The following is a 22164-nucleotide window of genomic DNA, read 5'->3' on the forward strand; positions in this document are numbered from 1 at the left end:
GCGGTCGGGTCTACGACAGTGGAGACGATAGTTCATCGCCGTTAAGCGTCGTTTCCGGCATCGTTCCGTCGTGTACGGATCGCACGTTGTTCACCGATCGACGACTCATTTCGGTGAGCGCTTCGGTCGTCTGGGCCCCGATATGCGGCGTTAGCACGGCGTTTTCGTACTCGAGTAGCGGATGCGCCTGTGACGGTGGCCCGTCGGCGAACACGTCGATACCGACACCGGAGAGCTCGCCCGCCTCGAGCGACGAGATGAGCGCGTCGCGGTCGACGATTTCGGCTCTCGCCGTGTTGATGAGTATCCCAAACGGAGCCAATCGCCCTAATTCCGCCTCGGAGATGGCGGCCCGCGTCTCCGGTGTCAGCGGTGCGTGGACGGAAACTGCATCGGCCCGATCGAACAGATCGGCGACCGGATCGACCTTCGTGACGTGTGCGGCTAGTTCGCTTTCGTCAACGTACGGATCGTAGACAAGACAGTCCATCCCGAGGCTGGAGACCAAGCTCGCGACTTCGGATCCGATGTCCCCATAGCCGTACAGTCCGACGGTATCGTTCCGGAACTGGTCGGTGACAGTGTCGTATCTCTCTCCGGTTCCCGATCGAACGGCGCCGTCCGCCAGCCGAAGGCGTCGCCGCACCGCCAGCAACAGGGTAATCGCGTGTTCGGCGACCGCGCGCGAATTGACGCCCGGCGTATTCGTCACGGGGATGCCGTTTTCGGTCGCGGCATCGACATCGATGTTGTCGTATCCGACCCCGTGTTTGGAGATGATCTCGAGCTCGAACGCAGCGGTGATGAATTCCCTGTCGATCGGTTCGGTGCGCGTAATAACCGCGTCGAACCGATCCGCGTCGGCGAGGAGTTGCGCTCGAGTCTCGTATTCGTCTCGGCTCACCGTGGTCGCGATATCGGCGATCGATTTCGGCCCTGCCGGATGAATCTCGGCGGGAAGCAGGACGGTCCACTCGTGGTTAACCATACATTCGTCAAACGGGGAGTGTTACATAGGCCCTTTGTCGAACGAATCACATCTTCAGGTGCTGCCATCCGGGACCGAGCGCCGGAATGGTCCACTCGGGTCTCGAGCACCTGCATCGAGGTGCTCTGTCGGTCGTGTCCCGTCCCGGAGAGACCGATCCGGTTCTTCGCGTTGTGTGTTTCGGCGTTGGCTCGCTCGGCAACGCGTTGATGGGCGAACTTAAGGAGATCGAGTTCGGCAACCATGACGTCGTCTACTTCGGGGAGGTCATTCAGGACGGACTGTTTGATATGCTCGACGCCGGTGGATTAGAATGTGCGAGCGCGACGGCCTGGCCCTGACCGATGAGGGGCAAGATCGCCTCTTTGCGGATGTCGAACGATGCGCAGGATATCGTTCTCCGGTCGGCGGACGTCTCGAACCATCCCGAGCTGATCGATCAGTTCGGTGTCATCGGCGTGAACAGCGCGATCGAATTCGACATCTACGGAAACGTCAACTCGACGCACGTCGGTGGGAAACGAATGATAAACGGGGTCGGCGGCTTGGGTGATTTCAACCGTAACGCACTGCTGACGATCTGTGCGCTCCCGTCGACGCACGACGACGGTGATGTTTCGCGTGTCGTCCCGATGACGTTCCACGTCGATCACACCGAACGCGACATCGACATCTTCGTCACCGAGCAGGGGGTCGCGGACGTCCGTGGCTGGTCACCGGTCGAACGCGCCGAACTGATCATCGAGAACTACGCTCATCCTTCATTCGAATCTCGACTCCGCGACTACCTCGAGAGCGTTCGGAGTCAGCACAACCACGTCCCCACGACGTCCAGCGAGCAGTCGAGTGGCAGGCGTAACCGCCATCTCCGCGCGCTCGATTCGCTCCTCTCGGCGTCGGGTCACGGCGAACGTCGGCTTCGCGTCGGTACTGATCGTCGCGTTCGCTCCGATTGCTCGAGCGACCGCAACGAATCCGCGAGACGGAGAGTCCCGCCGACGCTCACCCGCCGAAGTAGAGGGTGAGCCAGTAGAGGTAGCCGACGGTGAGGATGATCGCGATGATCGCCTCCATGATCGAGATGTATGTCTTGCCGTGGGTGCTGCGGAAGTCCTGAATCAGTTGGACCCGGCTCCAGATCGGCATCAAGTGGGGCGGAAGGATCTCCTCGAGTCCGCCGACGTTCTCGGTGTCGACCATCTCTTCAGGTGGCTCGTCGGACGATCCTGCGCTCATTGTCCTACCCCTCTGAGGAACGGTAATTTCATGCCGCGGACCATCACCTTCTCCATAACGAAGACACCGACGAACAGGGCAATTCCGGCGAGCTTGACGTATCGGCCGGGATAGACCATCACGACGGTCCCGACGACGGTCAACGCGAGCCGGAGCGCGAGCCGGCGGCCGAAGCCCATCCTGAACGGGTAGTTGAGCCCGTAAATCATCGTGATCGCACCCAGGAGCACCAACGAGCCGGCTATCACAGTCGTCAGTCCGAACGACATGGAGATCATTCCTGGATTGTAGACGAACGCGATCGGTAGTACGAATAGCGGTGCAGCGATCTTGATCGCCGCGCCACAGACCCGCCAGAAGTTCGCCTCGGCGATGCCGGCCGTGACGACGGCTGCGGTCGCCACCGGCGGGGTAATGCCCGCCAGAATTGCGGCGTAGAACACGGTGTAGTGAGCCGTGATCTCGGGAATGCCGAAGTCTGAGATGAGCGTCGGGGCAATGAGGATCGCGACGATGACGTACGCCGCGACCGTCGGCATCCCGACGCCCATCAGGATGCTCACGAGCATCGCGAGGAGCACGGCGAGCAGTAGGACGCCGCCCGAGAGGTCGATCAGCAGCAGCGCGATCTTGTTCGGCACGCCGGTCACGCTGAAGATGTCGACGACGCCGTTGACCGCTGCCAGAATGATCGCGATCGGTGCGAGGATTATCGCACCGCGGCGGAAGCCGTGGATCGTGTTCCAGAACTGGGTGACGAACTCCGAGAGGGCCCCGAACACCGAGTCGTCTATCAGGCGCTGAACCATGGGGAAGAAGACGCCGGTGAGGACCATCGAGACGATGGTCCAGAGCGCGGCCGTCATGACCGTGTACTGGGCGATCCCAAGGAAATAGATCAGGACGAAGAACGGAATGCCGAACCGGACCGCTTCGGTGAGCTTCTGTCGGTTCGACAGTTCCTCGTCGAAGAACTCGGTGAAGTCCATCTCCTGACTGCTCGCGTCACTGATCGCAGTGTAGTGGACGGCGATACCGACCGACGCGACGAGAATCGCCGCTGGAACGATCCCGGCGACGACGATACTGAGATAGGCGACACCCAGATACGACGCCATGACGAACGCCGACGCACCCATAACGGGCGGGAGGACCTGTCCGGAGGTCGATGCGACGGCTTCGATGGCGGCCGCTCGATGAGATGCCATCCCGCTGTCTTTCATCGTCGGAATAGTAAACGAACCCGTCATAGCGGCGTTGGCAGTATAGGAGCCGTTAATCGACCCGATGACAGTCGAGGACAGTACCGCCGTCTGGGCCACACCGGACCTGATGTAGTTCGCCGATTCGATCGCGACCCGAAGGATCAGATCGAACGCGCCGTAGGCAAACAGCAGGCCGGCGTACAGGAGGAACGGTGCGATCCACGCGGCGGTCAACTGCGTTAGGCTTCCGTAGAAGCCGTACAGATCAGTGACCAACGACTGCAGTAGCGTCAGTTCGGTCATCCCGCCATGGTTCAGTATCCCCGGGGCCATGTTCCCGTACATCCCGTACAGGATGACCCCGCCGACGAGTCCGAGGAACAGGTTCCCGAACTCGCGCCACGTGAGATACAGTATCGAAAGAATAATGAGGCGTGCTAACATATACTCGTGTTCGAACGCGTACCCCTGCTGGTGGACGTAGACGCGTTCGAAATTCATGGCGAAGTAGACTGATGCCGTGATGAGCACGATCGAGGCCGGCAACAGGACGGCGGCGTCTATCCGATCGCCCCCTTCGTACGCTTGCCGCGTCTGATCGAGCGCGTACACGGTGAGAATCGCACCGATGAAAATCACGCCGTACTTTACTCGGGCCCACCCCTGCGTGCGCGCCCAGTAGAGGACGATCGCCCAGAACACGAGCGAGCTGAGTGTCACGCTAACATCGAGCACGCGGGGAACTCTTGATACCGACGAACGGTTGGATTCTGTTTCTGAAGTCATTGTATGGAGTCGTATACTAGCTGGGGCGTCCCCTCTTCGATGCTATCGGTCGATTATTCCGGAGTGGGGAGACTGTCGTCCCAGGCGTCGTTATCCTGGTAATACTCGACCGCACCGGGGTGGAAGGGAAAGTCGTCGCCCTCGAGGGCTTGACCGAGCATGTCTTCCGTCGATTCGAAGTCATTGAACTGATCTTCGGCCTCGTTGACGGTATCGTTGTGCTCGTCGACGACGCGACAGAGTTCGTAGACCGCATCGTCGCTGGCGTCCGGGTGGAAGACGTAGTTGACTTGCAGGTCCCAAGTGAAGACCTCGTCCGTCCCGATGTCCTGTTCGAGGCCCCAGTCCTCGTACGGGGTCCGTGAGGAACTGGCCCCGGCGTACGTGTCGGCGGATTGCTCGAGTGCATCGGTTGGTTCGACGTAGTGGACGTCGACGCGGGCGTCGTACTCGGTCACCCAGCCGGTGTAGCTGACGCCCGGCGTCCCGTAGGCGATCGCAGCGTCGATGCGCCCCTCCTCCATGGCACCCGGCGCGTCGCTGACACCCATGTCCATGATGTTCATTTCGTCGTACACGTCCGCCGTCGGGTCCTGACTCCAGACATCCAGCGTCGTCGCGCGCGTTGAGTACCCGGGTTCAGCCGGGTACACGTTCGCACCGGCGAGATCGTCGAACGTTTCGATATCCGTGTCATCACGAGCGACGATGTAGATACTGTACGGGAACGCGGCGAATCCCTGGTAGGGTATCAGGTCGACCCCGCGGTCCTCGAAGTCACCGCGGCCCTCTACCGCCTTCGACATCGAGTTGTTGTCGGTGATCCCCGCGTTGAACTGGTCCTGATCAAGCCGGTACAGCGTCCCGATGTAGCCGGGGCTCTCGACCGTCGAGTAATCGAGTTCGTCGCTGTGTTGGCTTACCGCGCGTTCGACGGCCAGACCGACGTCTTGCGTGCCGCCCGCGGAGGTGCCGACGCGAAGCTGCATCTCATCGCCGCCACCACCGCCGATACAGCCGGCGAGACCGATCGCGCTTGCAGTTGCTGCCCCTCGAATGAATCGGCGTCGATTAACACCATCTTCTGGCATATCCATTTGTGGTATTACATGGCACGGTTAACAATCTACCTCTTGGTTTCTACTAGTGAGTACAGGAACAATGACATTGGAGAGTTATAATGTCATTATATTCCGAGTAACGATACAAATGCGACCGACTTGTAGGAGCGCAGCACCGACGGTCTCGTCCCCGGCAGAGCCGTCCGAGTGAGCTACGTGCTCGAGAACTCGTTTCCGTTTCTACGCAGTCTCAGTACTACCCCTCCCGCATCGTTACCGTCACCGGTCGATCGGCACCGAGCAGTACCGACTGTGTGACGCTCCCGAACAACGCTTTCCCGGTCGGACTCCGTTTCCGACCGCTCATGACGATCGTCTCGACGTCGATCTCCGTCGCAGTCGCCAGAATCTGGTCCGCCGGATCACCGTGTTCTCGGCGCTTCGTAACCGACATTCCCGCCGCCTCGAGGTGATCCTCGACGGCCGTGACGCTCGACGGGAACGCGCTCTTGTCGTAGAGGTCTTCGGAGCTGATCGATCTGCCTTCTCCGGAGACTTCGAACCCTTCGAAGACGTTCAGCAGGACGACTTCCTTTTCGGCGGCCGGTCCGGGAAGTTCGGTGACGATGTCCGCCGCCGTCTGGGCCCGCTGTTCGTTTTCGCCGATCGGAACGAGTATTCGATACATGCCGTCAGCTAGCGCGCTGCTAGATAATAAATTCTGGTTCATGATAACACACCACAAATAACAGTACGGTACCGGACGACGGGGTCGCATCGAGTCCCGTCCGAACCGTCTACTCGCCGAGGGGAGTTTCTCCGAGCGCTATTCGAAGCCGTCCGTCCCCTCGAGTCGGTGTTCCTCGGCGACCGCGTCGTCCAGTTCGATCCCGAGACCGGGAGCCTCCGGCACTTCGATGTAGCCGTCCTGAATGAGCGCCTCGTCGCGGGTGTGTAAGTCGTTCCACCAGTCGACCTCGAGGGCGTGATACTCGAGGAGATCGAAGTTCGGGATGGCGGCACCGAGGTGGACGCAGGCCATCGTCCCGATCGGACTGCAGACGTTGTGGGGCGACATCGGCATGTAGTTCTCTTCGGCGCGGTCCGCGATCCGCATCGTTTCGCCGAGTCCGCCGACGGTCGTCGGATCCGGCGTCACGATATCCACGCCGTGGTCGTAGATCAAGTCGGAGAGTTCGTGAACCCGGAACCGGTTCTCACCGGTCGCGACCGGGGTCTTCGTCGCCTTCGTGACCTCCGTCTGTGCGTCCATGTTCTCCGGCGGGATCAGGTCCTCGAGCCACATGAGATCGTACACCTCGAGTTTGTGGGCGAGCCGTTTGGCGCTCTCGACCGAGTAATCCCAGTGACAGTCGAACGCCAGATCGACATCGTAGCCGATTTCCTCGCGGACGGCCTCGACGATCGTTCGCTTGTGTTCGATGGCGCCGTTACTGAGCCGACCGTTGAACGGATCCGGATTGTTGTCCATCTCGAGGTCGAGGTCGAACTTGAGCGCGGTAAAGCCCATGTCGACGACGCGGCGGGCTTCGTTCGCGTACGCTTCGGGTGAGTACGCGTCGGCGTCGGCGTACTCGGTATAGCCATCCTCGACGGCGTAGGCCTCGCCCGCGTGACAGTCACAGTAAATCCGAACCTCGTCGCGGAACTTCCCGCCGAGGAGTTGATAGACCGGGAGGTCGAGGATCTTCCCGGCGACGTCCCACAGCGCGATCTCGATGCCCGATGCGGCGGTAATGACCTTGCCTGTCGTCCCGCCGTGGCCGGACATCTCCTGAATGATTCGCCTGTAGAGTCGCTGGACGTCGAGCGGGTTCTCGCCGATTAGAAACCGCTTCGTGTATTCGACGAGTTCGGGAACGCCGCCGCCACGATAGGACTCGCCGATCCCCGTCACACCGGCGTCCGTTTCGATCTTGATCAGGTTCCATTCGAAGTTGCCGTCGACAACAGAGGTCTGAATGTCGGTTATTTCGACGTCGCGATCCGCGTTCCGGTTCGATATCTGGTTTGAGAAGTCTTTCATTGTTCTGTGTAGTGGTAGTCATGCTAGTTTGTCTGTCTGAATCGCTCGAGCGCGTCTTCGTCCAGCCGCACGCCGTGGCCCGGATCGTCCGGGAGCGGAATCATCCCGGTATCGTCGGGCCGAAGCGGACTCTCGACGATGTCGTCGAATACTTTCACGTCCATATCGCGGTAGAAGTACTCGGTCCAGAGTCCGTTCTCGATCGCACCGAGCAGCGACGAGTGAAGATTCCAGTTGTAGTGTGGCGCGATCTGGATATCGTTGGCCGCCGCGTAGTGGGCGATCTTGAGCCACTCCGTGATGCCGCCACAGACGGTCGCGTCGGGCTGTAAGATGTCCGCAGCGCCGTCAGCGATGAGTCGCTCGAAGGAATAGCGCGGTCCCTCGAGTTCGCCAGTCGCAACCGGGTACGGGATGGCGTCGTTGACTGCCGTCATCGCGCCGACGCTATCGACCATGACCGGTTCTTCGATGAAGTACGGGTCGAACGGTTCGAACGCGCGGCATGCTCGGATCGCCTCCGTCGTGCCCGACCAGGCACCGTTGGCATCGAGTAACAGGGTCCGATCGGGCCCGATCTCGTCGCGAACGGCTTCGACTCGGTCCGCTTCGTCGGGGATCGACCGGCGGCCGACTTTCATCTTGACGATGTCGTGGCCCTCGTCGAGATAGCGCCGCATCTCGTCGCGGAGCCCTTCGTGGCCCTTCTCGTCGCGGTAGTACCCCCCGCTCGCATACGCGGGGACCGAATCGGCGTGGCCGCCGAGGAGTTTGTACAGCGGCTGGTCGGCGGCTTTCGCTTTGATGTCCCAGAGCGCGATGTCGACCGTCGAGATCGCGCGAAGGAGGACGCCCGATCGGCCGATCTGGACCGTTCCATCGAACATCTCTCGCCACAACCGCTCGGTGTCCCGCGGATCTTCATCGACGACGATCGGCGCGAGGAGCGACTCCACTGCTTCCGAGATGAGCCCCGCTCCCTCGTATCCGAGCGAGTAGCCGACGCCTTCATGGCCGCTCTCGGTCCGGACGTACGTGATCGCGTGATCCCGATACGTGAGGGTTCTGTTCGAGAACGATACCGGCTCCTCCAGCGGTATTTCTACTGGGAAGGACTCGACGCGGTCGATCTCCATACCGGGAGGACGAGGGAGAACAATGAAAGATACTCACATACAGGCAAGTATTACGAGGGGAGAACTATACGTCGGGCGGCTAGACATCGGGTATGGAGTTTCCCGAGCAGGCAGATATAGCGAAACTCATCGACTCGCAACCGTACCCGTCGTTCGCTCGAGTCAGCTACGAGCCGGCTACTGAGACTATTGCAGACCCCCTAGAGACGGTCCGATCGGAGGTAGATCGACTCGCGTTCGAGGAGCTCGAGCCGGGATCGACGGTCGCCGTCGGCGTCGGCAGCAGGGGAATTCACCTGATTGCGGATATCGTCGCCGAGACGGTCACGGCCATTGAGGAACGAGGGTTCGCACCGATCATCGTCCCGGCAATGGGGAGTCACGGCGGTGCGACTTCCGAGGGCCAACGCGAAATTCTCGCGGCGCTCGATATCACCGAGGACCGTATCGGCGCGCCGATCGATGCGCGCATGGACGTCGCGAAACTCGACGACGTGTCCGTCGACGGGACCGAGACGCCGGTTTACTTCGCCACCGCCGCGCTCGAGGCCGACGCAGTGATGGTGATAAATCGAGTCAAGCCGCATACGAACTTCACCGGTCGGATCGAAAGCGGCCTCTGTAAGATGCTCACGGTCGGCCTCGGCAAGCAACAGGGGGCGCAAGCGTTCCACTCGACGGCGCTCGCCGAGGGGTACGTGCCGACGATCGAGTCACTCACTGCGGCTATCAGGGAGTCGGTCCCGTTGCTCGGCGGACTCGCGCTCGTGGAAAACTTCTACGAGGAGACGGGCGTCATCGAAGCGATTCCGGGATCCGCGTTCGAAGAGCGCGGACCGGAACTGCTCGAACGCGCTCGTGCAGAGATGGCGACGCTCCCGGTCGACGATATCGATCTGCTCGTCGTCGACGAACTCGGAAAGGAAATCTCCGGTGCGGGAATGGATACGAACGTGATCGGCAGGTACCAAGTCATCAACGCGCCCGATCCGGAGACACCCGCGATCGATCTCATCTACGCCCGCGGGCTTACGGACGAGACGAGCGGCAACGGCAACGGAATCGGACTGGCGGACATAACCCGTCGAGCCGCCGTCGACCAACTCGATTTGCGGAAAACATACGCGAACGCGCTGACGAGCGGGTCACTCGCCAAAGCGAAGCTTCCTCCCGTCGCACCGAACGACGAACTAGCACTCAGGGTCGCACTGAACGCACTCGGCGGCTACGACCCGGAGACGGCTAGGGTTGCCTGGATCGAGAACACGACTGACCTCGACGAGTTTTACGTCTCGGACGCTCTGCTCGAGGACATCGAGGACGAGGTCGCGGTTCGAAATCGGGTCCAGTTGACGTTCGACGACGGGACGGCGTTGTTCGAGTGAGACGGTCGACCGTCTGTGCCTCGCTCACTCGACGATGTGGTCGGCCGAACTGTCCGGTGACGAGTAAGTAATGTTTAATTCGAGTTCGTTCGCGGCTGTGAGCAGCATATTGGGTACCTCCGATTCGAGTCGATCCCCGTTCAACCGATGGGACGGACCAGCGACCGCGAGGGCACCGAGAACCGATCCGTCCCGCACGACGGGGACCGCGACGCCGTTGATTCCGTCGACGTGTTCCTCCCGATTGAACCCGACCCCGCGCTCGCGAACGGCCTCGAGTTCGTCGTACAGCGCCTCGCGATCGGTGATGGTGTTGTCGGTGAGCGCCGGCAGTTCCCAGCGATCGAAGATTTCGTCGACGCGGTCCCGCGGGTAGTGAGCGAGGATCGACTTGCCGGCCGACGACCCGTGGAGGTGGATCTGTCGACCGACGTCGAACCCGGCTCGGACTGCCTTGCTGCCCGTTTCCACGTGGAGGTAAATACCGAGACCGTAGTCTTCGACGACGAACTGCGAGCGCTCCTGGGTCTCCTCGGCGAGGTCCTGGACGTGTTGCCGCGCCGTCTCGTACGCCGGGTCTCTCGTCCGTGCCGCTCGCCCGAGCCGTGCGAATCGGAGCCCGATCTGATATCGTTCGCCCTGCCGCGACACGTACCGGAGGTCACAGAGCGTGTTGAGGTGACGATGTGTCGTACTCTCGGTGAGATCAAGTTCGGTGGCGATCTCGGAGAGACGGGACGGCCCGTTTTCCTGAAGCTCGTGGACGATCGCGAAACTCGTCTTCGTGCTTCCGATCCGATTTCCACCGCCGGCGTCTCGTTCTGTCATACGATGACATCGTTTTTTACAGTTTAAAAGTTCCGCTATATGGAACTCGTTCGTTCAGAACGGCACCCGCAATCGCGATCGAGTCCGTTCGTCCGGAACAACGCCCTCGAGCGCGATCAAATTCCGCTGCTCCGAGAATTTGCCCGCCTGTTCCACCGACTAACTGACTTCCGCAATGCGGAAAGGAGCGTGCCTCCATCACCTGATCAAGTGCCCCTAGATTACGAAAATATGAATGTAAAGGATGCTGTAGAGGGCGCGATAATACGATCAATAATACTGAGAAACGATCGGTATTTCCGTCGCATTGAGTCTGTCAGCCCGATCTGGGGATACCGCTTTATCGAGAGGAAAGTAGCAATTCCGCGATATGGAACTAGAGCTACTGCTAGTATGGGGAACTGATGACCAAATCATCGTGATTGGTGGGTGGTATCACTTACCGCAACGACAAGTTTTTTGCCCCTCTCGTGGGGGAATACGGACGAATGGATCTACAACTCACGGAAAACGTAGCGCTGGTAACCGCGTCCTCGAGCGGACTCGGAAAAGCGTCGGCGAAAGCCCTCGCTCGAGAGGGTGCAAACGTCGTCATCAACGGCCGCGACGAAGAGCGCCTCGACGCCGCGAAAGCCGATATCGAGGACGTTGCCTCGGGACGTGTCGTCGCCCAACAGGCCGATCTCACGAACGAAGACGATATCGAGACGCTGGTCGAGACCACCGTCGACGAGTTCGACGGGATCGACCACCTCGTGACGAGCGCGGGTGGTCCCCCGTCCGGGCCGTTCCTCGACACCGACGACGAGGACTGGTATCAGGCGTACGATTTGCTCGTCATGAGCGTCGTCCGACTCGCGCGCGAGGCCGAACCCCACCTCCGCGACGGCGAGGGCACCATCGTGAACATAACCTCCCGAAGCGTCAAGGAAGCCATCGATAGCCTCGTGCTGTCGAACTCGGTCCGAATGAGCGTTATCGGTCTCGAGAAGACCCTCTCGAAGGAGTTCGCTCCCGAGGTACGGACGAACGCCGTCCTCCCCGGTCCCCACGAGACCGAGCGAATCGAGAGCCTCGTCGAGCAGGCGGTCGATCGCGGCGACTACGACTCCTACGAGGAGGGGCTCGACGACTGGGCGAGCAACCCGCTCGATCGGATCGGCGATCCGATGGAACTCGGTAACACCGTCGCGTTCCTCTCGTCGCCGCTGTCGGGGTATATCAACGGCGAGAGCGTACTGATCGACGGTGGCTCCACGGGGGCGACCCTATGAGGCCGGTCGACTTCGACGACGCGGAGACGTACGAACCCGACGACGGCTGGCGGCGCGTCTCGATGGCCGGCAGCGACCAGTTCTCCTTCGAGTGGTTCGAGAAACCGCCCGGACACAGCTCACCGATGCACGACCACGAGAACGAGCAGGTCTGTCTCTGTCTCGAGGGCGAACTCACGGTCGCGACCGAGGACGACGAAGTGACCCTCGAGAAGTTCGACTCCGTCCTGCTCGAGTCCGATGAACCCCACCGCGTGGAGAACACGGGCGACGAACTGGCGGTCGGACTGGACGTCTTCGCGCCCGGCCGATCGTTCGACTTCTGGACCGACAGGGACGAATGAAGTACCTCGCACGAACTGCCGATGGGCGACCGCTGCTCGGTGACGGCGAGGGGTTCGTCCCCCTTTCGTCGGCCGCTCCGGACGCCGAGACCGTCCGCGACGCGCTTCCCCGCGCTGCGAGCGGGACGCTGCCCGACATCGACGATGCTCCCGCCGACCGGATCGACCGGGAGCACGTCCGGTTCGGACCGCCGCTTTCCCGGTTCGGGAAGCTCTGGGGAATCGGCCTGAACTACGCCGAACACGCCGGTGATCTGGACGAACAGCGGCCCGACGAACCGGCGAGCTTCCTGAAACCCGACAACGCCCTCACCGGGCCCGGTGGACCGATCCGGCTCCCACCGGCCGAGCAGACTGACGGCGTGACGGCAGAGGCCGAACTCGCCGTGTTGATCGGTCGAGAGTGTCGCAACGTCGACGAGGAGTCAGCCGACGACGTGATCGCCGGCTACCTCCCGGTCATCGACATGACCGCTGAGGATATTCTCCAGCGGAACCCGCGATTCCTGACGCGGGCCAAAAGTTTCGACTCGTTCCTCGTCGTCGGACCGACGATCGCCGTGCCCGAGGAACCGCCGTCGCTCGAGGAGATAACGGTCCAGACGATCGTCAACGAGACGGTCGCGGCCGAGAACGAGGTCAGCAACATGCTGTTCCCGCCCCGAGAGATCGTCTCGTTCCATTCCGACGTGATGACGTTACGGCCGGGCGATCTCTTCAGCACGGGAACGCCCGGAGCGGAGCAGATCGATCCGGGCGATCACGTTCGCGCGTCCGTCGAGACGATCGGCTCCGTCGACGCGCCGGTCGTCCGTTGACTGCTGACGGGAGACCGATTCGGCGTCGACACGAACGAGTTCGGACGGACGTGACCGCCGCCCGACTCCAATTCCGGCCTCCGGCTGACAAAGCGTTTTACCGTCGCGGCGAGACCGATACGGCAAATGGAGCGAACGGTCTCGTGTTACGATTGCGGGGAGGCGTATACGGCCGCCGAGCGAAAACGCTGTGACTGCGGCGAGCCGCTCTGGTTCGATGTCGATCCGGACGGACTCGAGTGGCCCGACGCCGGATCGATCGACGACATGTGGCGGTACGCCGACGTCCTCCCAGTGTCCGATTCGACCGGAATCGCGCCGGGCGGGACGCCGCTATTCCGCGCGAATCGCCTCGACGATTACGTCGGTTGTAATCTGTCCCTGAAAAACGAAGGGCAAAACCCGACGGGGAGCTTCAAGGACCGGGGGAGCGCGGTCGGAATCAGGGGGACGATCGAGGGCGGAGCGGAGTGGGTCGGCACCGTCTCCCACGGAAACATGGCGCTGAGTACGAGCGCGTACGCCGCGAGCGCCGACCTCGAGTGTGCGGTGTTCGTCCCGGCGGACACGCCGCCGGAGCGACTCGAGTTGATCGCTCGTCACGATCCCCACGTCTTCAGGGTCGACGGCGACTACGGGCGGCTCTACGCGGACACGCTCTCGCTCGACGTCGGCGTGAACTTCGTCAATGCCGATACGCCGCTCCGCGTCGCCGGACAGAAGACGGTCGCCTACGAGATTCTCGAGCGACTGGCACCGGCGGTGCCGGACGCGATCGCCCTCCCGATAAGCAGCGGCGGACAGGCGAGCTCGATCTGGAAGGCGCTCCGAGAACTCACTCGAGCGGGCGTGATCGACGAGGTCCCGCGGCTGATCCTCTGTCAGGCGGCCGCGTGCGATCCGATCGCGACCGCCTATCGAAACGGCGAGGCGGCGGTGACACCCGTGACGCCGGCGGAGACGATCGCCGTGTCGATCGCGAACAGCGACCCGCCGAGCGGCACGCGTGCGCTGACGGCCGCTCGCGACACCGGCGGCGCGGTCGTCTCGGTGTCCGACGAGGACATCCGCGAGGCGATGGACCGGATCGCGACGAGAGCCGGCGTCTCCGTCGAGCCCTCGAGTGCCGTCGCAGTCGCCGGCGTTCGCCAGCTGTCACGGACGGGGGCTCTCGAGGCGAGTGACGACGTCGTCGCGATTCTGACCGGGTCGGGATACAAGGAGCGCTACGACACCGACATCCGGAGTCGAACGATCGGAGTCGCCGACATCGAAGGAGCGCTGACGTCCATCGTCGATACCTAACTCGGTTCTCGATCCGTCTCGAGTGCGCCTTACGACGAGAAGGGAGGTTCGTCCTCCGGCTGGACTTCGAACGCGTTTAACACGCACGCCAGCATGCTGTAATACCCTATCGTCGCGGTTAGGTCCGTGATTCCCTGACTGCCGAAGTGAGCGGCGGCGCGCTGGAACGTCGTTTCGGAAACGGCGTGTTCGCGGAGCAACTCCCTGCCGTACCGGACGACGAGGGCGTCGGTATCGGCCAACTTGTCGAGAGACTCCTCGCGAGCGACGGCCTCGATCGCGTTCGCCGGAACACCCTCTCGCCGGGCGACCGGCTCGTGAAACGCCCACTCGTAGGCGCAATCGAACTCGCGGGCCGTCGTGAGAATCGCGAGTTCCCGCTCCCGTCCGGAGGGGCTGCTCTCGAATCGGACGTACGTCCCGAGATGGCCCACCCGTCCGGCCAGCTCCGGGCTGTTCAGGAGCACTGGAAACGGACCGCTGACTGTTTCGCGAGTGTCCGCGATGCGGTCGTACTGTTCGTGCTGGTCTTCGGGCACCTGTGATCTCCGCGAGACCGTCGGTATCCTCGATGATTGGTCGCTCATCACACACCGTTTCGACGACCCGAGTGTAATAGTTGACGCGTCGAGAGACGGTTCAGATTGGCTCGAGATTGGCGTTTCAACGCGGGACCGACGCTAATCGTCTCCAGGCTCCGCTGTGCCCTGACTCCCCCCGGTATAGCCGCTGGCGAGCAACGAATAGCTGAGTGCGGACGCGAGAAATGCGAAGCCGGCGAGCGTCGTAAACATCGCGAACGCACCGAAACCGTCGTAGATAAGTCCGGTGATCGCGGCACCGAGCGCGCCGATTCCGAACGTCCCGACGTACGTGAATCCGTAGGAGAGGCCGCGAGCGTTCGCCGGGGAGTACTGTGCGATCGTCGCCTGATAGAGCGGCTGGATCATAAAGAGCAGAAATCCAAGCACTGCGCTGACCAGAGCGAGCAGGGCGATATTCGCCCGTGCAGCGGGAACGAAAACGAGTGCTGTGACCGCGAGCGATCCGAAGACGACCATCAGTCCTCGTTCGGTCGCTACTCGCTCGGTGAGGGTTCCGCCGACGTACTGTCCACCGATGCCGACCATCAGGAGGCCCGTATAGACGTATCGGGACGGTTCGAACTCCGCCGCCATCGGGGAATCTGGGTCGAAGACCTGCATATCGCCGACGACCGGTTCGAGCATCGTGGTGAGTATCTCGGGGAGCAACGTCAATGCCCCGCGGTAAAACAGCCCGTTGAGCATCACGATGACGAAGACGATGCTGAAACCGGTTGCAAACAGTGCCTTCGAGCCAGACCATAGTTCCGATAGCGACGATGCCGAGGTCGCGTTGCTCGAGTCGGCGTTCGCCTGCCGGTCCTTCGTGCCTGCGGTTTCGTCGAATCGAACCCACAGCGCGTACAGCGCGACGAGCAAGGCGGGAATCGCCAACAGGGCGGTGACGATCCGCCAGTCGACGACGAGCAAGAGCAGTGCCGTCGCCAGCGGACCGAGTGCGATGCCGGCGTTCCCCGCCATCCCGTGATAGGCGAACGCGGATCCGCGGTCGACGACGCCCCTGCTAACGAGTGCGAGCCCCGCCGGATGGTAGATGCTCGCTGCGACGCCCCAGCAAACCAGCGCGAGCACGAGTACTGGAAGGGTCGGTGCCACGCTCAGGAGGAGAAACGACGCGCCCATACCGACGAGACAGCAGACGATCAGCGTTCGCGATCCGTAGATATCGGCGAGGATACCGCTCGGAAGCGCTCCTAACCCGAACATGGCGTAGCCCGCGGAAACGACGACGGCCAGGGAGCCGATCGAGATCGAGAACTCGCCGACCCACAGGAGCATCAGAATCGGGATAGAGAGCTCGTAGGTGTGTACCATCGCGTGGGATAGCATTACGAATTTGATGATAGACCGGTCGTTCGTATCCATAGCACTACTCGTCTGGCCATCGTCTCGGATGGTAAAAGCACGTCTTCCAGCAGCGTTTACACGATCGTGTCGGCTTCGCGGCAGCTCTGTGAAGCCGACCGAGTTCCGCTCCGTCAACAGGTGCGACCCGTGGAGTCAGCTGCGTCCCCGGTCCGATCGTTGTCTCAACACGTCCTATCATATTTAGATATGTGTCGGAAAGAGTAAAATAGATACACAGCCGGCACCCATATACTAAATGTATGACACGACTGGTAGCTTAGGATATACAATAAGAAAGTAAAATTCCCGCTATAATAGCTAATAGTTTCTTATAACCCGAAAATATTTTCCTGAACAATATTATTCGTCCAGATCTTTTGGACAACTCGGAATGAATGGCGGGCTGCGGTTACGAGCCTCCTACACCAGATAAGTGCGGGATAAGTCACGCCAAGATACGCCTAGAAATCATATAACTCGTAGAATAGTCGTTTAGATAAGTATTCTTTATCTGGTAAATGCAAGATAGTACCAGATATAGTATCTATAGGAAGTAGGTATAGACGCCACCGCTAACGGAGTGCAGACTCGGTCGTAGTTGACAATTGAAGACATTCTCCGGAAGAAAACGTAGAAAGGTCAGCGTCCGACCGCCGACTGTTCGGTCTGTCGCAGAGCGTTACCGGTCGAAGTGCTTTCTGATGGTCGCCCGCAGCGGCAGTCCCAGCGCGCCCGCGAGCGGGAGGATCACGAACGCGGCGAGATCGATCGGGAGCGACGCGGCGCCGGCCGCGGCGACGCCGAATCCGGCGAGCGGCGCGAGGACCGGGAGGACGTAGCCGTAGGACGGCTTCCAGCCCGGGCCGCGTCTGGTCCGGCGGACGATCACGCCGAACAGCAACGGCATGAGCACCGCACCCGCGAGCAGGGGACCGCCGACCAACGTCGTCGTCGCCCCCAGCGCGAGCGCGACGACGATCGTCTCGTTGATCGTCAGCCGCCCCCACGTGTTCTCTCTGGTGACCGCACGAACGACGAGCAGGCTCACCAGCGCGAGCGCGACGACACCCGCCAGCGCGCCGTACCACAGCGTCGCCTCGAGCGGCGGCGCGACGAATTCGACGCCCTGAACGAACGCGAGCGTCGTCTCGAGCCCGTGGCGGCTCTCCGAGAGCAGCGTCCAGAGCCCGGCCGGGTCGGCACCGGTCGACCGGAGGTCGGTCCAGAGCGAGCCGAGACCGTCCTGATTCTCGAGGCCGAAGTGGCCGAGGCCGGCGGCGTAGACGAGGACGGAGAGCCAGATCAGCGGCAACGAGAAGTTCTGTCGCCGCCACCAGCGGGTGAGGTGGTTACCGGCGGTATCAGCGGTTCCGGACCCGGAACCGGTCGCGGTCCCGCCGGATCGGGCGGTTCCGCGAGCGGACCCGCCGCCCGACCCACCGGTTCGGTTACTGGTTCCCGACCCGTTACTGCCGGCGGACCCCGTCCCCGTTCCGGATCCAGTTCCGGTACTTGCTGTACTCGAGGCACCGCTGGCGGTGCTAGCCGAGGCCGACGCCGTTCCGGCCGTCGACGTCGCCCCGCTCGAGCCGGCGGTCGACGACGACCGACCGCCGGTCGACGAACTGGACGCTGCGGCGCCAGCCGACGACGCGGTCGACGCTTCGGCGGACGCCGTCTCCGATTCCGAATAGCTCAGTTCCGTGCCGCTCGAGTCATCCTCGTCTCCGTCGTCGCTCTTCCAGACGTCGGGGGAGGGGAGGCCGCTGGTTCGCTTCGCGACGTAATCCTCGTGGCCGAGTCGGTCGTAGGCCTGCCGTTCGACCGGGTCACCGAGGATGTCGTAGGCCGTTTTGACCGCGGTGAACTGGGCCTGCGCGCGGTCGTCGTCGTTCAGATCGGGGTGGTAGACGCGGACCTGATCGCGATAGGCGTCCTTGATCTCGTCTTGGGAGGCGTCGGGCGGGATCTCGAGAAGGTCGTAAAAATCCTCTGTCATATGAGCATAGGGGCGATGTGTTCTGTGACGATAGTTATCGGGACGGGGTTATAATTTCGGTGTTCTTTCCGGTTCGGTATACTGTTTGCTCGAGGACAGTGGCTGTTTCGGCCGAGCCGGCCCGCGAACCGCCGCTTACGAGAAATCCGCGAGAGACGTTTGGCCGACCAAGCGATCGCCACACGCCGGGTCCGGATCAGGATCGGGATCGGCGTCCGGTTCGGGCTCGGACTCGTCCGCGGACTCCCGTTCAACCTCGGTCTCGGCCTCGGCCTCAACCTCGAGTTCGGTTTCGGGGTCGGATCCGGCGGCGGACTCCCAGCCCTCGAGGCTGGTCTGGTCGGCGGTCGCGAACTCGAGATTGGCGACCCGGACGCCGAGCTTGCGGACCGGCTCGCGCTCGAACTCGGCGAACAGGTCGCGAGCGATACGGTCGACGAGGTCGGGGTCGTCGATCGGGCCGGGAAGCGACTTCTCGCGGGTGTTGACGTCGTACGGCGGCGTGACGGCTTTGACGCCGATGGTCCGGTACAGCGCGCCCTCGCGCCGGGCGCGATCCGCGACGGCCGCCGCGAGCGTCTCGATCAGCTCGTACTTCGGGTCGGGGTCTTCGACGGGCTCGGCGAAAGCCGACTCCCGCGAGAAGCTTTTGGGATCGCCCTTCGGCTCGACCCGGCGGTCGTCCTCGCCGCGCGCGCGGTCGTACAGCTCCCGGCCGCGCTCGCCGAACCGCTCGACCAGCGGCTCCGGGTCGGTCGCGGCCACGTCGCCCGCCGTCTCGAGCCCCATCTCTCGAAGCTCTCGAGCGGTAACGGGGCCGACGCCGTGGAGCAGGTCGACCTCGAGCGGCGCGAGAAAGTCCCGGATGTCGCCGGGCTCGACGACGGTGAGTCCGTCGGGTTTGTCGAAGTCGCTGGCGATCTTGGCCGCGCTCATCGTGGGGGCGACGCCGACACTGACGGTGACGCCGACCTCCCGGCGGATGCGGTCCCTGATGTGGCGGGCGAAGCCGTCCGCGACCTCCCACGCGGTCCGCTCGGTCACGTCGAGGTAGGCCTCGTCGATACTGACCTCGCGGACGACGCCGGCGCAGTCGTGGAGAATCTCGCGAACGTCGGCCGCGACGGACTCGTAATAGTCCATGTCGACGGGCCGGTAGTAGCCCGTTTCGTCGCGCTCGAGGTCGGAATCGTCGAGCGTCCCGTTTTCGAACGCCGCGCGTCTGGGGAGCCGCTCGAGAGCCGTCGAGATCGCCTGTGCGCTCTCGACGCCGAACTCGCGGGCCTCGTAGCTGGCGGTGGCGACGGCACCGATCGTCTCCCCCTCCTCGTAGCCCATACCGACGACGAGGGGTTCCTCGCGGAGTTCGGGCTCGCGCAACCGCTCGCAGGAGGCGTAGAAGCAGTCGGCGTCGACGTGGCAGACGATCCGGTCCTCGTCGGCCTCGCGCTCGACGCCCGGCAGCCGCGGCCCGTCGGACATTCGTCTACCGGTCGATTCGTCCGGACCGACGTGAACGTTGCGCCCGCGGTGCGGTCGCGGTCGGCGGTCCGATAGGCGAACCGCCGCCGTCCAGCAACGGTGCTACAGTTCGCGCGCCATCATCACTTCGTCGACGTACTCGCCGTCGATCGTGTAGTGGTCCCGGCGGATCGCCTCGGTATCCCAGCCGTGTACGGTCAGGAACTCGAGCGCGGTGTCGTTGACGACCGGCACGCTATTGTAGAGTTTGCGGTAGCCGTTCGCTTCGGCCCATTCGAGGCCGCGTTGCAGGAGTTTGCTACCGATCCCGCATCCCCGATGGGCCTCGCGGACGCCGACGGTCTGCCGGGCGACTTCCCGAACCGGATCGGTCTGCTCGCAATCGAGGTGCGTCCAGCCGACGACCTCGCCGTCGACGGTCGCGACGAAGAACGTCCGGGACTGCACCGGGTTGTGTCTGGTGACGGCGTCTTCGTACAGCAGTTGCTCGGCGATCGTCTCGGCGACGACGTAGGTCTCCTTGGCCGTGACGTCCCGGATAGTGTCGACGAGGCCGTCGAAGTCAGCCTGCCGAGCGGGGCGAACGGTGACGGTGAACTCGTCTAACTCGTGTTTCTCGACGGCGCCGAACTCGAGTGCGATCCGGAGCGTGCCGCCCTCTTCCTCGAGATAGCCGTCCGATTTCAGCCCCTCGAGCCGGGTTCGGAACTCCTCGGCGGGCAGGGAGAGGATGTCCAATACCTTGTGGCGCTCGACGGTTCCGTGGCGTTCGACGTACTCGTAGATGCGTCTGCTGGCGTCGGACGCAAACGTCGGCCGTTCAATCGCGTCCATACTCCCGATATGCGGGCCGTCCGCTTAGTCCTTGTTCATCGATATCGTATAGCACATCATTCACCGAGCCTGGATCGGAACAGATGTCGGACAGAGATGGAGTAGCCGCCCGACCGCTCTCACTCCGCCGGTGGCTCGGGGAACTCGACGAGGAGCTGTTTGCTCTCGGCCGCGAGGTCGTCCCAACTGACTGAACCGCGTTCCGCGATGGTCGCCGGATCCATAGTCGGATCGGCGTACACCAGTTCGGCGGTGAGTTCCGGCGGGCGGAGTTCGACCTCACCGTCCTCGGTCTCGACGGCCCCTTCCGGGCCGAAATCGGCCGTCGGCTCCCCGACGACGATGCGCATTACCATGCCGAAGATCTCGTGGGGCGAACACAGCACGTCGTAGACGCCGGGTTCGTCGAACCGGTACAGCCAGAACGTATCCATCCCCAACACCGGCGACGAAAACGGCGGGACGCCCTCCGGGACACGGCGCTGCCGGCCGTGCTGAGGGTGGTATGCGGTGACGGTGTGGTCGGGCGTCGCGAGCTGGAACTGGACCACGTCGCCGGGCTCGACGAAGAGTCCGGTCGGCTCGAAGAAGAACTCCGGAACCGGTCGTCCCTCCGTCGGCCGTGTTTCCAACTCGACCGCGTGATCGGGCCGGAGTGATCCCGGCAGTTGCTCGTCGCCCTCGAGGCCCGAGTAGCCGAGCACCGGATGAATGCAGTCCGCCTGTGAACACGCTTGCTGCTCCCGCTCGCTGTGGTTTCCATTGTCACCGCTTGCTGCGCCCAGTCCGGTCGCGAGGGGAATCGTCGACGTTACGCCGGCCGCTTTCAGAACCTGTCTCCGGTCCATGACCGCCATCTATCGTCCGTCGAGAGTATATGTGTGAGATCATTGCACGACCAATCTACTCTTGATGGTTGAGTGTCATTTGTACAGTTATATTACCACCACTCAGGAGAGTGATCACAGCACCCCTCGAGAGCGGTTTCCGGCGTCGGAAACGGAGAATTACGGGACGAAACTGAACCTCTGAGCGGACGTCTCAGCGAGCCGACATCTCGAGAGTAATCACCGAGAACGATCACGCGACGGTATCGAAGCGAGACCGGACTCAGTTGTACTCCCGCCAGCGGTTTCCACAGTCGGTACACTTGAAAAAGCGCGTCGGCGGCTCGTCGGCCGAGGCGGTCTGCTTGAGCGTGTACCACGCCTCCTCCGCACCACACTCGTCGCAGATGACGTCCGTGGCCTTCGGCTTGCCCTCGAAGTTGGCCTCCTCACTGGACTCGATCACGTCGCCGTCGGTCTGTGACTCCGTCGTGACGAACGCGTCCTCCTGTTCGCGGTCCCGCTCGTTCGAGGCCCCGCAGTCGTCGTTCGTACAGACCATGCGGTCGCCCTCGGCTTTCATCATCGAGCCGCAGTCGTCGCAGAATTGCATATCGGGCCGCTACGGGCTCGGCACGCAAAAACGCTCCACTTCGA

22 protein-coding genes are annotated in these 22164 nt (G+C 62.5%); 7 read left to right on the forward strand and 15 right to left on the reverse strand.

The window, feature by feature from the left end; genetic code table 11:
- Positions 1-10 precede the first annotated feature (10 nt).
- Positions 11-988 (reverse strand): NAD(P)-dependent oxidoreductase, encoded by a 978-nt coding sequence (locus FEJ81_RS09035; protein WP_138244978.1) that lies wholly within the window; start codon positions 986-988, stop codon positions 11-13.
- A 209-nt stretch (positions 989-1197) separates the two neighbouring features.
- Between FEJ81_RS09035 and FEJ81_RS24160 the strand changes: the two genes are divergently transcribed.
- Positions 1198-1329 (forward strand): hypothetical protein, encoded by a 132-nt coding sequence (locus FEJ81_RS24160; protein WP_267877937.1) that lies wholly within the window; start codon positions 1198-1200, stop codon positions 1327-1329.
- Between the two features lie 30 nt (positions 1330-1359).
- Complete coding sequence (locus FEJ81_RS09040) at positions 1360-2013, forward strand: acetyl-CoA hydrolase/transferase C-terminal domain-containing protein (RefSeq protein ID WP_202979395.1); 654 nt, start codon at positions 1360-1362, stop codon at positions 2011-2013.
- Here the strand turns inward: FEJ81_RS09040 and FEJ81_RS09045 are convergent.
- The 6 genes from FEJ81_RS09045 to FEJ81_RS09070 form a co-directional block, all read right to left on the reverse strand.
- On the reverse strand, positions 1991-2224 hold the full coding sequence (locus FEJ81_RS09045) for a hypothetical protein (protein ID WP_175416386.1): 234 nt from the start codon (positions 2222-2224) through the stop codon (positions 1991-1993). The two genes, FEJ81_RS09040 and FEJ81_RS09045, sit on opposite strands and share 23 nt — an antisense overlap.
- Positions 2221-4215: a TRAP transporter permease gene (locus FEJ81_RS09050; RefSeq protein WP_138244979.1), complete on the reverse strand. Its 1995-nt coding sequence runs from the start codon at positions 4213-4215 to the stop codon at positions 2221-2223. The genes FEJ81_RS09045 and FEJ81_RS09050 overlap by 4 nt, the downstream gene beginning before the upstream one ends.
- 53 nt (positions 4216-4268) lie before the next feature.
- The gene (locus tag FEJ81_RS09055; protein ID WP_138244980.1) at positions 4269-5306 is read right to left on the reverse strand and encodes a TAXI family TRAP transporter solute-binding subunit; all 1038 of its coding nucleotides are present in this window, start codon (positions 5304-5306) and stop codon (positions 4269-4271) included.
- Positions 5307-5532: 226 nt separating this feature from the next.
- Complete coding sequence (locus FEJ81_RS09060) at positions 5533-5964, reverse strand: universal stress protein (protein ID WP_138244981.1); 432 nt, start codon at positions 5962-5964, stop codon at positions 5533-5535.
- A gap of 138 nt (positions 5965-6102) precedes the next feature.
- Complete coding sequence (locus FEJ81_RS09065; RefSeq protein WP_138244982.1) at positions 6103-7323, reverse strand: mandelate racemase/muconate lactonizing enzyme family protein; 1221 nt, start codon at positions 7321-7323, stop codon at positions 6103-6105.
- 23 nt (positions 7324-7346) lie between these two features.
- The gene (locus FEJ81_RS09070; protein WP_138244983.1) at positions 7347-8459 is read right to left on the reverse strand and encodes a mandelate racemase/muconate lactonizing enzyme family protein; all 1113 of its coding nucleotides are present in this window, start codon (positions 8457-8459) and stop codon (positions 7347-7349) included.
- Between the two features lie 92 nt (positions 8460-8551).
- Between FEJ81_RS09070 and FEJ81_RS09075 the strand changes: the two genes are divergently transcribed.
- A complete protein-coding gene (locus FEJ81_RS09075; RefSeq protein WP_138244984.1) occupies positions 8552-9844 on the forward strand; it encodes a nickel pincer cofactor-dependent isomerase, group 22 in 1293 nt (430 codons plus the stop codon).
- Between the two features lie 24 nt (positions 9845-9868).
- On the opposite strand, the gene FEJ81_RS09080 is transcribed toward FEJ81_RS09075, so the two are convergent.
- Positions 9869-10672, reverse strand: coding sequence for an IclR family transcriptional regulator (locus FEJ81_RS09080; protein ID WP_138244985.1), 804 nt, complete (start codon positions 10670-10672; stop codon positions 9869-9871).
- Between the two features lie 488 nt (positions 10673-11160).
- On the opposite strand from FEJ81_RS09080, the gene FEJ81_RS09085 reads away from it, so the two are divergent.
- The 4 genes from FEJ81_RS09085 to thrC all read left to right on the forward strand — a co-directional run bounded on the left by FEJ81_RS09085 (position 11161) and on the right by thrC (position 14413).
- Complete coding sequence (locus FEJ81_RS09085) at positions 11161-11946, forward strand: SDR family oxidoreductase (RefSeq protein WP_138244986.1); 786 nt, start codon at positions 11161-11163, stop codon at positions 11944-11946.
- Positions 11943-12290 (forward strand): cupin domain-containing protein, encoded by a 348-nt coding sequence (locus FEJ81_RS09090; RefSeq protein WP_138244987.1) that lies wholly within the window; start codon positions 11943-11945, stop codon positions 12288-12290. The genes FEJ81_RS09085 and FEJ81_RS09090 overlap by 4 nt, the downstream gene beginning before the upstream one ends.
- On the forward strand, positions 12287-13108 hold the full coding sequence (locus FEJ81_RS09095) for a fumarylacetoacetate hydrolase family protein (RefSeq protein ID WP_138244988.1): 822 nt from the start codon (positions 12287-12289) through the stop codon (positions 13106-13108). Before FEJ81_RS09090 ends, FEJ81_RS09095 begins: the two co-directional genes overlap by 4 nt.
- 126 nt (positions 13109-13234) lie before the next feature.
- Positions 13235-14413 carry a threonine synthase gene (thrC, locus tag FEJ81_RS09100; protein ID WP_138244989.1) on the forward strand — a complete coding sequence of 393 codons (1179 nt, stop codon included), beginning with the start codon at positions 13235-13237 and terminating at the stop codon, positions 14411-14413.
- Between the two features lie 29 nt (positions 14414-14442).
- Here thrC and FEJ81_RS09105 read toward each other — a convergent pair whose 3' ends face one another.
- From FEJ81_RS09105 to FEJ81_RS09135, 7 genes are all read right to left on the reverse strand, one after another.
- Positions 14443-15000 carry a carboxymuconolactone decarboxylase family protein gene (locus FEJ81_RS09105; protein WP_138244990.1) on the reverse strand — a complete coding sequence of 186 codons (558 nt, stop codon included), beginning with the start codon at positions 14998-15000 and terminating at the stop codon, positions 14443-14445.
- A 93-nt stretch (positions 15001-15093) separates the two neighbouring features.
- A complete protein-coding gene (locus tag FEJ81_RS09110; protein WP_138244991.1) occupies positions 15094-16383 on the reverse strand; it encodes an MFS transporter in 1290 nt (429 codons plus the stop codon).
- 661 nt (positions 16384-17044) lie between these two features.
- The gene (locus FEJ81_RS09115; RefSeq protein ID WP_138244992.1) at positions 17045-18364 is read right to left on the reverse strand and encodes a J domain-containing protein; all 1320 of its coding nucleotides are present in this window, start codon (positions 18362-18364) and stop codon (positions 17045-17047) included.
- A gap of 135 nt (positions 18365-18499) precedes the next feature.
- Positions 18500-19846, reverse strand: coding sequence for a DNA polymerase Y family protein (locus FEJ81_RS09120; RefSeq protein WP_138244993.1), 1347 nt, complete (start codon positions 19844-19846; stop codon positions 18500-18502).
- A gap of 102 nt (positions 19847-19948) precedes the next feature.
- Positions 19949-20680, reverse strand: a complete 732-nt coding sequence (locus FEJ81_RS09125; protein ID WP_138244994.1) for a GNAT family N-acetyltransferase — start codon at positions 20678-20680, stop codon at positions 19949-19951.
- Between the two features lie 119 nt (positions 20681-20799).
- On the reverse strand, positions 20800-21528 hold the full coding sequence (locus FEJ81_RS09130) for a plastocyanin/azurin family copper-binding protein (protein WP_138244995.1): 729 nt from the start codon (positions 21526-21528) through the stop codon (positions 20800-20802).
- A gap of 262 nt (positions 21529-21790) precedes the next feature.
- Positions 21791-22120: a transcription factor S gene (locus FEJ81_RS09135; protein WP_138244996.1), complete on the reverse strand. Its 330-nt coding sequence runs from the start codon at positions 22118-22120 to the stop codon at positions 21791-21793.
- Positions 22121-22164: the final 44 nt, after the last annotated feature.

Source organism: Natrinema versiforme, assembly GCF_005576615.1.
Classification (GTDB): domain Archaea; phylum Halobacteriota; class Halobacteria; order Halobacteriales; family Natrialbaceae; genus Natrinema; species Natrinema versiforme_A.

Bases quoted from the DNA above. Each gene is read 5' to 3' on its own strand.
- FEJ81_RS09035 (WP_138244978.1), bottom strand. From the start codon at position 988: ATGGTTAACCACGAGTGGACCGTCCTGCTTCCCGCCGAGATTCATCCG.
- FEJ81_RS24160 (WP_267877937.1), top strand. From the start codon at position 1,198: ATGGGCGAACTTAAGGAGATCGAGTTCGGCAACCATGACGTCGTCTAC.
- FEJ81_RS09040 (WP_202979395.1), top strand. From the start codon at position 1,360: ATGTCGAACGATGCGCAGGATATCGTTCTCCGGTCGGCGGACGTCTCG.
- FEJ81_RS09045 (WP_175416386.1), bottom strand. From the start codon at position 2,224: ATGAGCGCAGGATCGTCCGACGAGCCACCTGAAGAGATGGTCGACACC.
- FEJ81_RS09050 (WP_138244979.1), bottom strand. From the start codon at position 4,215: ATGACTTCAGAAACAGAATCCAACCGTTCGTCGGTATCAAGAGTTCCC.
- FEJ81_RS09055 (WP_138244980.1), bottom strand. From the start codon at position 5,306: ATGCCAGAAGATGGTGTTAATCGACGCCGATTCATTCGAGGGGCAGCA.
- FEJ81_RS09060 (WP_138244981.1), bottom strand. From the start codon at position 5,964: ATGTATCGAATACTCGTTCCGATCGGCGAAAACGAACAGCGGGCCCAG.
- FEJ81_RS09065 (WP_138244982.1), bottom strand. From the start codon at position 7,323: ATGAAAGACTTCTCAAACCAGATATCGAACCGGAACGCGGATCGCGAC.
- FEJ81_RS09070 (WP_138244983.1), bottom strand. From the start codon at position 8,459: ATGGAGATCGACCGCGTCGAGTCCTTCCCAGTAGAAATACCGCTGGAG.
- FEJ81_RS09075 (WP_138244984.1), top strand. From the start codon at position 8,552: ATGGAGTTTCCCGAGCAGGCAGATATAGCGAAACTCATCGACTCGCAA.
- FEJ81_RS09080 (WP_138244985.1), bottom strand. From the start codon at position 10,672: ATGACAGAACGAGACGCCGGCGGTGGAAATCGGATCGGAAGCACGAAG.
- FEJ81_RS09085 (WP_138244986.1), top strand. From the start codon at position 11,161: ATGGATCTACAACTCACGGAAAACGTAGCGCTGGTAACCGCGTCCTCG.
- FEJ81_RS09090 (WP_138244987.1), top strand. From the start codon at position 11,943: ATGAGGCCGGTCGACTTCGACGACGCGGAGACGTACGAACCCGACGAC.
- FEJ81_RS09095 (WP_138244988.1), top strand. From the start codon at position 12,287: ATGAAGTACCTCGCACGAACTGCCGATGGGCGACCGCTGCTCGGTGAC.
- thrC (WP_138244989.1), top strand. From the start codon at position 13,235: ATGGAGCGAACGGTCTCGTGTTACGATTGCGGGGAGGCGTATACGGCC.
- FEJ81_RS09105 (WP_138244990.1), bottom strand. From the start codon at position 15,000: ATGAGCGACCAATCATCGAGGATACCGACGGTCTCGCGGAGATCACAG.
- FEJ81_RS09110 (WP_138244991.1), bottom strand. From the start codon at position 16,383: ATGGATACGAACGACCGGTCTATCATCAAATTCGTAATGCTATCCCAC.
- FEJ81_RS09115 (WP_138244992.1), bottom strand. From the start codon at position 18,364: ATGACAGAGGATTTTTACGACCTTCTCGAGATCCCGCCCGACGCCTCC.
- FEJ81_RS09120 (WP_138244993.1), bottom strand. From the start codon at position 19,846: ATGTCCGACGGGCCGCGGCTGCCGGGCGTCGAGCGCGAGGCCGACGAG.
- FEJ81_RS09125 (WP_138244994.1), bottom strand. From the start codon at position 20,680: ATGGACGCGATTGAACGGCCGACGTTTGCGTCCGACGCCAGCAGACGC.
- FEJ81_RS09130 (WP_138244995.1), bottom strand. From the start codon at position 21,528: ATGGACCGGAGACAGGTTCTGAAAGCGGCCGGCGTAACGTCGACGATT.
- FEJ81_RS09135 (WP_138244996.1), bottom strand. From the start codon at position 22,120: ATGCAATTCTGCGACGACTGCGGCTCGATGATGAAAGCCGAGGGCGAC.